The sequence below is a fragment of the Clostridium sp. genome, from assembly GCF_050717635.1.
Lineage (GTDB): Bacteria > Bacillota > Clostridia > Clostridiales > Clostridiaceae > Clostridium_AD.
Genome location: NZ_JBOITO010000036.1, coordinates 270,664 through 285,606, shown reverse-complemented (window position 1 = coordinate 285,606; position 14,943 = coordinate 270,664). Strand labels below are relative to the sequence as shown.

The window sequence follows — 14,943 nt, the reverse complement described above, 5'->3', positions numbered from 1 at the left end:
GTATGAGTTTAAATGACACACAAATTATTATATTTCAAACCGAGGATGGTACTACGAAAATTGATGTAAAAATGGAGGATGAAACTGTTTGGCTATCACAAGCACAGATGGCAGAGCTTTTTCAAAGGGACAGAAGCGTTATTTCAAAGCACGTTAAAAATATTTTTCAAGAAAATGAAGTCGATGAAAAAAGCAATGTGCATTTTTTGCACATTGCAAATTCAGATAAACCTGTTGCATTTTTTAGTCTTGACGTTATGCAGAAAGTCTATTTATGGGTATGACAACGTTTGAGGGTAAAACAATAAAGAAAAGGGATATAACTGTCGCTAAAAATTACCTGTATGAAGATGAGATTAAGATTTTAAATAGAATTGTGACTGCTTACTTAGAATTTGCAGAACTTCAAGCGATTAGACATGTTCCAATGTATATGAGTGATTGGATAAAAAAACTTGATGATTTTATCAAACTGAGTGGTAGCGATCTTTTGGAAAACACAGGGAAAGTTAGCCACCTAGAAGCAACAACAAAAGCTATGCTAGAATTTGAAAAATATAAAGAAAAAACAAAAGATGACCTTTCCGTAATTGAACTAAATTTTATAGAAAATATGAAAAGTGTACAGAAGAAAATAGAAAAAGATGGGGGACGATAATAATGGGAGTAAGTTTAGAATTTGAAAATAAACTATGGGAAATGGCAGATAAGCTAAGAGGCAATATAGAAAGTAGTGAGTATAAGCATGTTATATTGGGGCTTATATTTTTAAAGTATATCTCTGATGCCTTTGAAGAAAAACATGCAGAATTAGTAGCAGATGGTGATGGATTTGAAGAAGATAGAGATGCTTATACAGAAAAAAGCATATTTTTTGTACCGACTAGTGCTAGATGGGAATTTATTAAAAAAAGCGCAAAACTAGTAACAATAGGACAAATCATCGATGATTCTATGATAGCTATTGAAAGGGAAAATGCTTCATTAAAAGGAGTATTACCTAAAACTTATGCAAGAACAGAGATTGATAAAACAAAGCTTGGAGAGCTTATAGATTTGTTCTCATTTGATTTAGGAAGCAAAGAGTCAAGAGCTCAAGATCTACTAGGACGTGTCTATGAATATTTTTTAGGGAAGTTTGGAAGTTCTGAGGGCGAGTTTTACACTCCACCATCAATTGTAAAACTTCTAGTAGGGATGATTGAACCATTCAAAGGTAGAGTATATGATCCATGCTGTGGATCAGGTGGTATGTTTGTACAATCTGGTAAATTTGTGGAGGAACACAAAGGAAGAAACGACGACATCCATATATATGGTCAAGAATATACAGCTACTACATGGAGACTATGTAAAATGAACCTTGCTATTCGTGGACTTGATGGAAATATAGGGGATAGAGATGCAGATACATTTGGTAATGATCTTCACAAAAACCTTAGGGCAGATTATATTTTAGCTAATCCACCCTTCAATGTTAGTGACTACACGTTAATACAAGATGACGTACGTTGGAAATATGGCATTCCGCCACAAAACAATGCGAATTATGCTTGGATAGAACATATAATAAGTAAGCTATCACCTAGAGGTATTGCTGGGTTTGTATTAGCTAATGGATCTATGAGTACGTTAACAAAGACAGAAGCTGAAATCAGAAAAAACATTATAGAAGCAGGACTTGTGGATTGTATCGTGACAATGCCAGCAAATTTATTTTATAATGTAACAATTTCAGTATGTTTATGGTTTATATCTAAGAAAAGAGAAAATCGTAAAGATAAGATTCTATTTATGGATGCTAGAAAATTGGGAACTATGGTCACTCGCAAACATAGAGAACTTTCAAATGAAGAAATTAAAAAAATATATGATACTTACCACAACTGGCGAGATGAAAAGGAATATGAAGATGTTCAAGGATTCTGTAAATCTGCAAGCATTGGAGAAGTGAGAGGTCATGAGTATATAGTAACTCCTGGAAGGTACGTTGGAGTTGAGGATGTAGAGGATGATGGAGAACCATTTGATGAAAAAATGACAAAACTAACAGGTGAACTTGCAGAGCTGTTTGCTATGTCTCATCATTTAGAAGTTGAAATCAAGCAAAGATTGGGGGGGATAGGGTATGAGTTTTAGTGAGTGGAAGAAAATTAAGCTAGAAGATGCTGTTAAAATTGTAGATTCTCTACATGTTACGCCCAAATATGCTGAATTAGGATATCCAATCATAAGAGTACAAGATATAAATGAAGGATTGTTTGATATTCAAAGTCCATTATATGTGTCAAAAGAGGTCTATGAAAAGTATACGAAAAACCACAGGCCACAAATAGGGGATATTTTATTTACACGTGTTGGAGCTAACAATGGTATATCATCATATGTTAATACAAATGTAGATTTTTGTATTGGACAAAATACATGTATTTTAACAGAGTATAAAAAAGGTGTTTATAGCAAATATATTTATTATATAATGGTAAGCAACATTATTAAGAATCAAATACAAAATATGAACACTGGATCCACACATAAAACGATAAGCTTAGGTAGTATAAAAAACTTTGAAATTTACATTCCACCTTATAATGAACAAAAGGTAATTGCAGATATACTTTATTCTATTGATGAAAAAATAGAGCTAAACAAGCGTATTAATAAGAATCTTGAAAAAATATCACAGACTATTTTTAAAAGCTGGTTTGTAGATTTTCAGCCGTTTCAAGAAGGTGAGTTTGAGGAAAGTGAGATGGGAAGGATACCTAAGGGGTGGAAAATTTCTGAGTTATCAAGTGTAGTCGTTGTTAACAAAAGAGGATTTTCTCCAAAATATAATAGAAATAATGAAGGAGTACCTGTTATAAACCAAAGATGTATTAGAAATCATACAATCATTGAAGAAGCAGTACAATACCATGATAATGATGTAAAAACAGCACCGGAAGATAGCTATATCAAACCATTTGACATACTTATAAATTCTATGGGGGTTGGTACTTTAGGCAGAGTTGCACAAATTGCAATAATTAATGATGCTAAAATAGTGCATAGTTGTGTAACTATACTAAGAGCAAATGAAAGTTTAATTGTTCCAACAATATTAGGGTATTTTATAAAGAGCGTTGAAAGTATAATTGAATGTATGGGTACGGGTTCAACTGGTCAAACATCATTAAGTAATAAAGTTCTTGGTGCATTAAAGTTTGTTTTACCACCTTTATCAATTCAACTAGAAATTGGTGATGCACTTACTAATATATTAGTTTATATTGATCAAAACAACTTAGAGAGTAAACAGCTCCAACAAATACGTGACACATTATTACCAAAGCTCATGTCAGGTGAAATTCGAGTTCCTATAAAGGAGGTGAAATAGATGGCTAAAAATAATTTTTGTGAGTCTCACTTAGAGGAAGCTACTCTTGAATGGTTTGAGGAGCTAGGCTATGAGGTAGTCTTTGCTCCAGACATCGCACCAGAAGGTGAATATCCTGAGCGCGGGGATTACAGTGATGTTATATTATCTGAGAGGCTAAGAGATGCTCTTTCAAGGATAAATCCTAAAATGCCAAGTGATGCTATTGAAGAGGCTTTTCGTCAGATAATAATACCACTAAGTCCAAGCCTGCTGATGAATAATAAAGCTTTTCAGAAGATGGTAACTGATGGCATAGATGTTCAAGTAAAGCAAAAAGATTCAAGTTACAAGACGGAAAAAATTTATGTCTTTGATTTTGAAAAGCCGTTAAACAATGAGTTTATGATAGCTAATCAGTTTACAATATTGGAGCATGGTACAGAAAAAAGACCAGATGTAATAGTGTTTGTAAATGGTATTCCATTAGTAGTTATAGAACTTAAAAGTGCTAGTGATGAAAATGTAGATATAACAGATGCTTATAATCAGCTTCAAACTTACAAGATGACTATACCTTCCTTATTTACGTATAACTCTTTTATGGTAACTAGTGATGGAATAAATGCAAGAGCCGGTACACTAACTTCTGAAGAGGATAGGTTTATGGCATGGCGTACTATTGAGGGTGATGATGTTGCACCTGTGTCTATTCCACAGCTTGAAGTATTAATTAAAGGAATGTTTGAGAGAAACCGTTTCCTTGATATTATTAAGCAATTTGTATTATTCCAAAGTGATGGTAAGGATACCTTTAAAATACTTGCAGGGTACCACCAATATCATGCAGTTAACAAGGCTGCTCTAAGTACAGAACGTGCGACTATGAAAAGTGGGGATAGAAGAATAGGTGTTGTATGGCATACCCAAGGTAGTGGAAAGAGCTTGACCATGGTTTTCTATGCAGCAAAGCTTGTAATTAGTTCAGAACTTGGAAACCCAACAATTGTGGTTATTACAGATAGAAACGATCTTGATGACCAGCTGTTTGGAACATTCTTAAAGTCTAAAAATATACTTAGAACTACACCAGTACAAGCTACAGATAGAACTAACCTAAGAGAATTACTTAATAACCGCACTAGTGGTGGCATTATATTTACGACTATTCAAAAGTTTTCACCAGAAGAAAAAGGCGATGCTGCGCCTATACTCACAGAACGTAAAAATGTTATCGTAATGGCTGATGAAGCACATCGTAGCCAATATGGATTTGGGGCGGATGTTGTAACAAGTGATGACGCTGCTGATGTCAAATACGGTTATGCTAAATATATGCGTGATAGTTTGCCCAATGCTTCTTATATTGGATTTACAGGTACACCGGTGGAACTTACCGACAAAAATACTCGTGCAGTATTTGGGGATTATATTGATGTTTACGATATGACCAGAGCTGTAATCGATGGTACAACCGTTAAAATTTTCTATGAAAGTAGAATTGCAAAACTAGAGCTTCCAGAGGAAATGAAGCCTATGGTTGATACTGAATATGACGAAATTACAGAATACCAAGAGATAGGACAAAAGGAAAAGCTAAAGAGTAAGTGGGCAAGACTTGAAGCAATTGTTGGTTCAAATCAAAGAGTTAAGTTAATAGCAAAAGATATTGTTGATCATTTTGAAAAACGTCAGAAGGCTCAGGAATTTGAAGGCGGTAAAGCTATGATTGTTGCCATGAGTAGAAGGATTGCTATTGATTTATACAAAGAGATTATAGCACTTCGTCCAGAGTGGCACAGTGATGAATTAATGGCTGGTAAAATTAAAATAGTAATGACAGGCAGCTCCTCAGATCCTGTAGATTGGCAACCTTTCATAGGTACAAAGGCAAATCGTGAGACACTTGCTAAACGTATGAAAGATAAAGAAGATGAATTACAATTGGTAATTGTTCGGGATATGTGGCTTACAGGGTTTGATGTACCAAGTATGCACACCATGTATATTGATAAACCAATGAGAGGTCATAATTTAATGCAAGCCATAGCAAGAGTAAATCGAGTATTTAAAGAAAAGCAAGGTGGGCTTGTTGTTGATTATATTGGGATTGCTGAGAACTTAAAAGAAGCACTTTCACAATACACAGAAAGCGATAAAGAGACTACAGGGGTTGATGCAGATGTTGCATCTATGGTACTTCTTGAAAAATATGATCTTATTAAAGAGTTACTTCATGGTCATGACTATAGCAAATTTTTTACTGGTAAAGCAAGTGAAAAAATGAAAGCAATTATAGAAACCATGGACTTTATAATTGGACTTAGAGAAGATAGGAAAAATGATTATATTAAGCTAGTAACAGAACTTGCAAGAGCATATTCACTATGTGCAACAACAGACATTGCCGAAAGATTAAATATAGAGATTGGATTTCATAAGGCTGTCAAAGCAAGCATAGTTAAGATGATTAGCGATGACAACAAGAAGAAAACTACATCTCAGCTTGATAATGAATTAAATCAATTGATCTCTAAATCAATATCTTCAAATGAAGTGGTAGATATTTTAGCATCAGTAGGACTTAATAAACCTAATATAGCCATTCTTTCTGATGAGTTCCTAGAAGAAGTTAAGGGAATGAAACAGAAAAATTTAGCAGTAGAACTACTTAATAGATTGTTAAAAGGAAGTATTAAATCTTTTTCTAGACGTAATCTAGTGCAATCTAAGAAATTTTCAGAATTACTAGAAGCAGCTATTATAAAGTATCAAAATAGATCCATTGAAACTACTCAAGTTATCATGGAACTTATAGAACTTGCTAAGAAAATTACAGAAGCAGAAAATCGTGGTGAATCTACAGGTCTTACTCCTGATGAATTAGCGTTTTATGATGCTCTATCAGATAATGAATCTGCGAAAGAAATTATGGGTGAAGATATCCTAAAACAAATAGCTAGAGATCTAACTGTTTCCATAAAGAACAGTATAAGTGTTGATTGGGCAATCCGAGAAAGTGTGCAAGCTAAGATGAAGATGACCATTAAAAGGTTACTTAAAAAATACGGCTATCCACCAGATAAGACAATGAAGGCAGTAGAGATTGTAATGGAACAAACAAAGCTTATGTGTTCTAATGAAGTGATTTATGCATCAAGCAATAAAGATAAATCTTATGATGATAGGGTTGCAGAAGAATCAAAAGATTACTTATAAATAGTTTAACCAGTAAAAGCTGTTGCTATGGTGCAATAGCTTTTACTTTTTTTTGATAATATAATTATGTGTTCATTTTTTCGTATATTGTTCCCGTTTTATAGTATTGTTGTACAAGCCGAATAAGAATACAATGTAATTAACATAAACGTTTACATCCACACGGAAATAGTAAATTTTAAGTAAGATCAGAATTCGGGGGAGGGTTAATTAATGAAAAAAGCAGTATCAATTTTACTAGTATCTTTAATGATTTTATCTTTTAGTGGTTGTTCATCAAATAACAAAGTAACAGAGAAAAAGGTAGCAGAGAAAAATGTATCAGATAAATTAACTATTTATTGTCCACATCCTATAGAATTTATTGATCCAGTAGTTAATGAATTTGAAAGTCAGTCAGGAATTAAGGTAGAGGTGGTAGCAGCGGGAACAGGAGAACTTCTAAAGAGAGTTGAAGCTGAAGGAACAAATCCATTAGGAGATATTTTATGGGGTGGTTCATTATCTACATTAGAACCAAAAAAAGACTTATTTGAAAAATATCAATCTGTAAATGAAAAAGATGTATTTGATGATTATAAGAATAAAGATGGTCAAATAACAAGATTTACTGTTATACCAAGCGTAATCATGATTAATACAAAGCTTATAGGAGACATTAAGGTGGAGGGTTTTGAAGATTTATTAAACCCAGCTTTAAAAGGTAAAATAGCTAATGCAGATCCAGCGAAATCTTCCTCATCATTTGAACAAATAATAAATCAATTATATGCTATGGGAAATGGAGAACCTGAAAAAGGTTGGGATTATGTAACAAAGTTAACAAAGAACTTAGATGGTAAACTTTTAAGTGGGTCTTCCGCAGTTTATAAAGGTGTAGGAGATGGAGAGTATACAGTAGGATTAACATTTGAAGAAGCAGCAGCAAAATATGTAAAAGATGGAGCTCCAGTTAAATTAGTTTATTCTAAAGAAGGTACTGTTGCTAAAGCAGATGGTGTTGTTATCATAAAAGGTGCCAAAAATATGGAGAATGCTAAGAAATTCATTGATTTTGTTACTGGTAAGGATGCACAAACACTAATAGCTAATAAATTAAATAGACGTTCTGTTAGAACTGATGTACCACCAGCTGAAGGTCTTAAACCATTAGAAGATATAAAAGTTATAAAAGACGATGAAGCTTGGCTTAAGGAAAACAAACAGAATATCTTAGATAAATATAAAGAAATAATTACAAGCAACTAAAAATGACCCTTGCGAATTTTTAATATTATTTCATTAAAAAGTCGTAGGGGTTTTATTAATAATACTGGTATTAGAAAGGGGTTTAGAACATGAGTACATCCATTGAATTTTTAAACGTAGTAAAAAGATATGATGATATTACAGTAATTCCTAAGCTTTCACTAAAGGTTAAGGAAGGCGAGTTTTTTACATTACTAGGGCCATCAGGTTGTGGAAAAACAACTCTTTTAAGAATGGTAGCAGGATTCAATTCCATTGAAGAAGGACAGATTACTTTTAATGGAAAGGTAATAAATAATATTCCAGCACATAAAAGAAATATCGGCATGGTATTTCAGAACTATGCTATATTCCCTCATATGACAGTGTCTGAAAATGTTGAATATGGATTAAAGCTTAGAAAACATAGTAAACAAGAAGTCACTAAAAAATTAGAGGAGATTTTAAAAGTTGTAAAGATATATGAATATAAGGATAGAGCACCAGATAAACTTTCAGGTGGACAGCAGCAAAGAGTTGCGCTAGCAAGGGCTATTGTAATTCATCCAACAGTTTTACTTATGGATGAACCCCTTTCAAATTTAGATGCTAAACTTAGAGTAGAAATGAGAAGCGCTATAAGAGAAATACAAAAGGGGGTAGGAATAACAACCGTTTATGTAACCCATGATCAAGAAGAAGCACTTGCCATATCAGATAGAATTGCCATTATGAACAAGGGTGTTATACAGCAAATAGATACACCTCGAACAATTTATTTAAGACCATCAAATGTTTTTGTTGCTACATTTATTGGACACTCTAATATATTTAATGGAAAAGTATTTGTAGAACAAGGAATAAAATATATTGTGTTTGAAAATGGATATAAAATTCCAATGGAAAATTTGAATAATGTGGCTCAAAATGATGATGAAATTAAAATATCTGTGCGTCCAGAGGAATTTATATTGTGCAACAATAAAGATGGAATTAGAGGCGTAATTCACTTTAACACATTCCTTGGGAAATATATAAATTATGAGGTAAAGCTTAACAATGGAGAAATAATTGAATTAACACAAGATACTAGTAATAATGATACCTTCCATGAAATAGGACAAGAGATATTTTTAGAAGTAAACGTAAAAAAAATTAATATCTTTAATAAGGAAGGGAATGTAAGTCTTATTATTGGAGTGAATGAAAATGAAAAGTAGAAAATTAAAAAAAATAAGATTTGATTTTTGGACAATAATAATAATAGCTTCTTTTTTCTTGTTTGGAATATTTTTAATTTATCCATTAGGGTCACTGTTTATAACCAGTTTTCAGGATATAGAAACAGGAAGATATACTTTAGACAATTTTGTTAAGTTTTTTTCTAAAAAATATTATTATGAAGCACTTATAAATAGTTTTACTATAAGTATTATAGTAACTATATTAGCTATTTTGATTGGTGCACCATTAGCTTATATTATGAGTACTGTAAAAATAAGATTCAAATCATTTGTAGAGGTACTCATTATAATATCCGTATTATCTCCACCTTTTATTGGAGCATATTCATGGATATTACTACTAGGAAGAAGCGGAGTCATTACTAAATTCTTTTCTAATACCTTTGGAATAGAGTTCCCAAGTATTTATGGATTCAAAGGAATTTTACTGGTATTTACCTTGAAATTATTCCCATTCATATATTTGTATGTATCAGGTGCACTAAAGAAAATAGATGTTTCACTAAGTGAAGCAGCAGAAAGTTTAGGATGTACTGGGATAAAAAAAGTGTTTACTATAATACTTCCACTTATCCTTCCTACAATAATGGCAGGATCATTATTGGTATTTATGAATTGTCTTGCTGATTTTGGAACTCCAATGCTTATAGGTGAGGGCTTTAGAGTTATGCCAGTTTTGATATATTCAGAGTTTGTATCCGAGGTAGGAGGCCAAGCAAATTTTGCAGCGGCACTAAGTACACTTATGGTAATAATAACTGCAGTTATTTTTATAGGGCAAAAATATGTAGTTAATAGAAAGTCATATGTTATGAACTCATTAAAACCTATATCTGCTAAAAAGGTTAAGGGCTACAAAAATGTTCTTGCACATTTATTTACTTACACTATTGTTATACTAGCTGCTATCCCTCAGATAACAGTAATATATACATCTTTCTTAAAAACAAGTGGATCAATGTTTGTTAAAGGATTTTCATTAGATAGTTATACAATTGTACTTTCAAAACTTGGTAGTTCAATTCGGAATACCTATGTATATGGTATAATAGCTATAGTTATTATAATAATACTAGGAATGCTTATAGCTTATGTATCAATACGAAGGAAAAGTGCATTGACATCTTTATTAGATACATTAACTATGTTCCCATATATTATTCCAGGTTCTGTTTTAGGTATAACATTGTTACTAGCCTTTAATAAAAAGCCAATGTTATTAAGTGGTACTTTTATTATAATTGTAATTTCATATGTTATAAGAAAACTACCTTATACAATTAGGTCTAGTGCGGCAATATTAATGCAACTTAGTCCAAGTCTTGAAGAAGCGTCAATAAGTTTAGGATATTCTGAAATGAAAACCTTCTTTAAAGTTACAGCAATTATGATGATGCCAGGTGTATTAGCTGGAGCAATTTTAAGTTGGATAACTGTAATAAATGAATTAAGTTCTTCAATTATTCTATATACAGGAGTTACAAGAACACTTTCAGTTGCTATATATACAGACGTTATAAGAGCAAGTTATGGTACAGCAGCGGCACTATCAGCTATATTAACTGCTACGACTATTATATCATTACTTATATTCTTTAGAGTAACAGGTAAAAAAGAAATTAGTTTGTAAAAAACAATTAAATTATGAGTAACATAATAGGGGGCTTTGCATATGAGAGCTAGTAAAAGAAAATTTTTCAAGGAAGAAATAAGAAAAACTTTTATTATATATGCATTGACTCCTATTATAATATTATCTTTTCTCTTTTATAATTTACTATTTTGGTATAGCAATAAAATGGTGGAAAGCAATAACAAAAAATATAATAATAGTATAGCAAATACAATAAGTAATGAATTCGGTAATTATAAAATGGAAGTATCAGAGTTAGCTGAATGGAATATACTTGAAGAGGACTTTTATAATCTATCTGAGGAAGCACAGGTATATGAGCGATTTTACAATATTGTTAATAAACACAAAATCAGAAGCATTTTTTACGTTTTCAACGAAAAAGGTGAAGTTGTAATAACAAACTCTAAAGTTTCACCTGAATATTCTAAAAATGATGATCTGTTCCTTTGGGGTATTTTCAAGAAAATGGCGGATAATCCTAAAGAAACTGCAATGATGTTAAATAGAGCTCAACTTGATGTGAATACGAGAACGGTATACTCTATAGGTCATGCTATTATTAATGATAATAATGTAATTGTGGGATATGTTGTTTTTGATATATTAGAAAATCAGATGAATAAAATAATTAATAGTAACACTAGTCATCATGCTGTAATAACTGATAGGTACAACAATAATATATTTTCAAGCAATGCTGGACTCCTCGATAGTATAGGGAAATTAAAACCATTTTTAAAGGAAGATAATAATTATTTATACAGTAATCCTATACTAGAGGGAAATATATATATTCATAGTATTACATCTTTAAATTTTGTTAAGACAATTTATTTTATAGGACAAATATTTTTGATGATTTTGTTTTTAATATTACTTTTATCAATGCTATTTATTGCAAAAAAAATATCTATAAGCAAGACAAAATCAATTGACAAATTATTATATGCCATTAAAAGTGTTCAAGAGGGAAATTTAGATACGGTTGTAAACATAAATTCTAATGATGAATTTCAACTTATAGGGCAATATTACAATGAGATGCTGGTAAAGATTAATGAACTTATAGAAAAGAATAAAGAAGAAGTAACAAGAAGCATGTGGTCGGAGATAAAACAATTAGAAGCACAATTTAATCCTCATTTTTTGTTTAATACTCTGGAAATGCTTAAGTATATGATAAAAACGGATCAAAAGAATTCACTTAAAATCATTGTTTCTATGTCTAATTTGTTAAGATATAGTATTAATTCCAATTTTCACAAGGTAAAACTAATTGAAGATATAAAATACATAGATGATTATCTTGTAATACAAAAGTTTAGATTTGAAAGTGATTTTGATTATACCATACAACTTCCTGAAGAAACTAAGGATTGTATAATACCAAAGCTAATAATACAACCAATTATTGAGAATAGCATAAAATACGGGTATCAAACAAAAAGCTATTTGAAAATAGATATTAATTGTAAAATCCAAAATGAAAATTTAATTATAGATATAAGGGACAATGGAGAAGGAATGACAGAAGGAGTCTTAGCAGAAATATTTGCGATAATGGCCAGTAATGATAACAATACAGAACACATTGGACTTTATAATGTTCAAAAGAGAATTAAACTTCTATATGGTAACCAATATGGAATAAAGATATATAGCAAGATAGGTGAAGGTACAAATATAATTATTATGCTTCCAATTTCTTAAGGGTTATAAAGGTGGTGAGTGGACAATTATTAAAGTTATTATTGTTGAGGATGAAAACTTTATAAGAAAAGGATTAATAAATACTGTAGATTGGCTCAGTATGGACTGTATTATTGCAGGAGAAGCAGCAAATGGAGAGGAAGGGCTAAAGAAAATTATAAAAATTAGACCAGATTTAGTTATTACAGATATAAAAATGCCTATTATGAGCGGTATAGATATGCTACAAAAAGCTGTTCTAATTTATGATTTCGAGAAGCTCATTTTAACTAGTTACAGTGAGTTTACTTATGCTAAAAGTGCTATAGATTTAAAGGTGTTTGATTATTTATTAAAGCCTATTGATGAGGATAAACTCAAAGAAACAATAAAAAAAGTAAAAAACAAAATCAATGATAAAAAGATATATGATGAATTCAAAAATGGTATGAAGGATTATAAAAACATCGATGTGGAAAATTTAGATTACTATTTAAAACCGAACACAAAAAAATCTAAATACACGGATGCAATGATTTGCTATGTAAAAGAAAATTACTCGAAAAAGATTGGTATTGAAGATATTGCGAATAATTTAGGGGTAAGTTCTAGTTACCTAAGTAGAAACTTTAAAGAGCAAACGGCGCAAACTTTCCATGATTTTTTAAACAGATACAGAGTGCAAAGGTCAATAGAGCTACTTATTAACAGTGACTATAAGGTATATGAAATATCTTATATGGTGGGATTTAATGAATATAAGCACTTCGCCACTGTATTTAAAAAATATATAAAAGCCTCGCCATTAGAATTTGCAAAAGGTAATTCTTATATTAAAGGGGAGAATAAAGATGAAGACGAGTAAAAGGGGACAAAAACGTAGGAGTTCTATCAGTAAAAAACTAGTTAAGAGTTTTTTTATTATTTTGTTTTTTATGATAAGTTTAAATATCATTTCCGTAATTATAAATGTTAAAACAGTTAATAAGTATCAAAATTTAATAAATAATATAGTGTTAGAAGGGCAACTGAAGACAAAAACTTCGGAACTAATTGATACTTACAGAGAGACAATAAAAATGGGTGACAAGGTTGAAGTTAGTAAACAGAAGTATGAGGATAAATGGAGTGAAATTCAATCTCTAACTGTTAAATTAGATGAATCAGTTATTTATAACGAAAGTATAATTGATTATAAAATGGCTAAGAATCTTATAAACAATATAAATAAAGACTGTATTGACGGCTTTTCTAAAATGGGAACACCCAGCGCAGCAGTGCAGACTGATGAAATATATAAGTCTATTTTAGAGAAAAATAATTCCGTAGAAAAAACTATTGGAAGGATTCTTATAAGTGAATCTGAGTATATGAAAATTTTAGGTCAACAGATACAGAAAGTATATACTACAAGCATAATTATAACAATAACAATTGTGTTACTTGTAGGATCGTTTTGTATTCTATATGTAGTTAAATTCAGTAATAATATAGCAAAACAATTAAAGCAATTAATTATTTTTGCAAAAGATATATCGGATGGAAATTTAAACATTGATGATGTGAATTTTAATTCAAATGATGAAGTTGAAGATTTAGGTATATCTTTTGTAAATATGAAAAATTCACTGAAAAATATAGTTAAAAAAGTACAGGAAAATGGAACTGAAATATTTGAAGCTTCTAGTGAACTATCAGTAAGTATGGATGAAAGTAGTAAAGTAAATGAAGATATATTATCTTCAATTATTTCTTCAACAGAAATATCAAGTAAACAATGTGATTTAGTAGACTCTTCTTTAATTGAAATAGGAAATTCAAATGAACAAATGGAGTATATATTGACTAGTTCAAAGCAAATGCAACAGCAATCAAATGAGGCAGTAACCTATTCAATACAAGGCAGAAATGATTTAGACAATATGATGAAACAGTTAGTAAAAATTAATAGCATAATAGTGGATTTTGAAAAGCAAGCCAAAATGTTAAATGAAAGATCTTCAGAAATAGGGAAAATACTAGAATTAATAACAGGCATATCAAATCAAACTAACTTGCTCTCATTAAATGCAGCTATTGAAGCAGCTAGAGCAGGGGAACAGGGTCAAGGGTTTGCTGTAGTTGCTGGTGAAATAGGAAAGTTATCAAAACAATCAGCTAGTGCTGTAAGTCAAATAGGCAAAATACTTACATTTATTAAAAAAGACACAGAAGAAATTGATTCCAAAATGAAAGTTGGAATAATAGAATTACAGGAAAACAAGCAAATTGCTAACAGTGTTAATGAGGCCTTTTCTAATATTGAACAATCAAACAAAAGAGTGAATGGATCAATAAGTGATGTTTATTCTAGTATAAATCAAATTGTGAGCAAAATGGGAAATGTGCTATTTGAAATGAATAATTTAAAAGAACATTCGATTGAACTATCTAATAGCAATACAAACAATTGTGCATCAATGGAAGAACAATCAGCGACAGTAGAAGAAGTCAATTCTTCAGCTGATGTGCTTAAAGATATGGCTATGAATATGAAAGAATTAATAAAACAATTTAAAGTATAATCTTAA

11 protein-coding genes are annotated in these 14,943 nt (G+C 31.0%); all 11 read left to right on the top strand.

The features are described from left to right. Window positions 1–2 precede the first annotated feature (2 nt). The gene (locus tag ACREWB_RS17640) at window positions 3–284 is read left to right on the top strand and encodes a virulence RhuM family protein (RefSeq protein WP_431548773.1); all 282 of its coding nucleotides are present in this window, start codon (window positions 3–5) and stop codon (window positions 282–284) included. Then, window positions 281–658 carry a RhuM family protein gene (rhuM, locus tag ACREWB_RS17635; RefSeq protein WP_431548772.1) on the top strand — a complete coding sequence of 126 codons (378 nt, stop codon included), beginning with the start codon at window positions 281–283 and terminating at the stop codon, window positions 656–658. Before ACREWB_RS17640 ends, rhuM begins: the two co-directional genes overlap by 4 nt. A gap of 2 nt (window positions 659–660) precedes the next feature. Continuing rightward, window positions 661–2,139, top strand: coding sequence for a type I restriction-modification system subunit M (locus tag ACREWB_RS17630; RefSeq protein WP_431548771.1), 1,479 nt, complete (start codon window positions 661–663; stop codon window positions 2,137–2,139). Beyond that, window positions 2,129–3,379, top strand: coding sequence for a restriction endonuclease subunit S (locus ACREWB_RS17625; protein ID WP_431548770.1), 1,251 nt, complete (start codon window positions 2,129–2,131; stop codon window positions 3,377–3,379). Before ACREWB_RS17630 ends, ACREWB_RS17625 begins: the two co-directional genes overlap by 11 nt. Next, window positions 3,380–6,577, top strand: a complete 3,198-nt coding sequence (locus tag ACREWB_RS17620) for a type I restriction endonuclease subunit R (protein ID WP_431548769.1) — start codon at window positions 3,380–3,382, stop codon at window positions 6,575–6,577. 213 nt (window positions 6,578–6,790) lie between these two features. Next, the gene (locus ACREWB_RS17615; protein ID WP_431548768.1) at window positions 6,791–7,825 is read left to right on the top strand and encodes an ABC transporter substrate-binding protein; all 1,035 of its coding nucleotides are present in this window, start codon (window positions 6,791–6,793) and stop codon (window positions 7,823–7,825) included. 89 nt (window positions 7,826–7,914) lie between these two features. Then, window positions 7,915–9,024 (top strand): ABC transporter ATP-binding protein, encoded by a 1,110-nt coding sequence (locus ACREWB_RS17610; protein WP_431548767.1) that lies wholly within the window; start codon window positions 7,915–7,917, stop codon window positions 9,022–9,024. After that, complete coding sequence (locus ACREWB_RS17605) at window positions 9,014–10,678, top strand: ABC transporter permease (RefSeq protein ID WP_431548766.1); 1,665 nt, start codon at window positions 9,014–9,016, stop codon at window positions 10,676–10,678. Before ACREWB_RS17610 ends, ACREWB_RS17605 begins: the two co-directional genes overlap by 11 nt. 42 nt (window positions 10,679–10,720) lie before the next feature. Beyond that, a complete protein-coding gene (locus ACREWB_RS17600) occupies window positions 10,721–12,394 on the top strand; it encodes a sensor histidine kinase (RefSeq protein WP_431548765.1) in 1,674 nt (557 codons plus the stop codon). Between the two features lie 25 nt (window positions 12,395–12,419). Further along, window positions 12,420–13,238 carry a response regulator transcription factor gene (locus ACREWB_RS17595; RefSeq protein ID WP_431548852.1) on the top strand — a complete coding sequence of 273 codons (819 nt, stop codon included), beginning with the start codon at window positions 12,420–12,422 and terminating at the stop codon, window positions 13,236–13,238. Beyond that, a complete protein-coding gene (locus ACREWB_RS17590) occupies window positions 13,225–14,937 on the top strand; it encodes a methyl-accepting chemotaxis protein (RefSeq protein ID WP_431548764.1) in 1,713 nt (570 codons plus the stop codon). Before ACREWB_RS17595 ends, ACREWB_RS17590 begins: the two co-directional genes overlap by 14 nt. Window positions 14,938–14,943: the final 6 nt, after the last annotated feature.

Excerpts from the sequence above, each read along its gene's own strand:
- ACREWB_RS17640 (WP_431548773.1), top strand. The coding sequence starts at position 3 with ATGAGTTTAAATGACACACAAATTATTATATTTCAAACCGAGGATGGT.
- rhuM (WP_431548772.1), top strand. The coding sequence starts at position 281 with ATGACAACGTTTGAGGGTAAAACAATAAAGAAAAGGGATATAACTGTC.
- ACREWB_RS17630 (WP_431548771.1), top strand. The coding sequence starts at position 661 with ATGGGAGTAAGTTTAGAATTTGAAAATAAACTATGGGAAATGGCAGAT.
- ACREWB_RS17625 (WP_431548770.1), top strand. The coding sequence starts at position 2,129 with ATGAGTTTTAGTGAGTGGAAGAAAATTAAGCTAGAAGATGCTGTTAAA.
- ACREWB_RS17620 (WP_431548769.1), top strand. The coding sequence starts at position 3,380 with ATGGCTAAAAATAATTTTTGTGAGTCTCACTTAGAGGAAGCTACTCTT.
- ACREWB_RS17615 (WP_431548768.1), top strand. The coding sequence starts at position 6,791 with ATGAAAAAAGCAGTATCAATTTTACTAGTATCTTTAATGATTTTATCT.
- ACREWB_RS17610 (WP_431548767.1), top strand. The coding sequence starts at position 7,915 with ATGAGTACATCCATTGAATTTTTAAACGTAGTAAAAAGATATGATGAT.
- ACREWB_RS17605 (WP_431548766.1), top strand. The coding sequence starts at position 9,014 with ATGAAAAGTAGAAAATTAAAAAAAATAAGATTTGATTTTTGGACAATA.
- ACREWB_RS17600 (WP_431548765.1), top strand. The coding sequence starts at position 10,721 with ATGAGAGCTAGTAAAAGAAAATTTTTCAAGGAAGAAATAAGAAAAACT.
- ACREWB_RS17590 (WP_431548764.1), top strand. The coding sequence starts at position 13,225 with ATGAAGACGAGTAAAAGGGGACAAAAACGTAGGAGTTCTATCAGTAAA.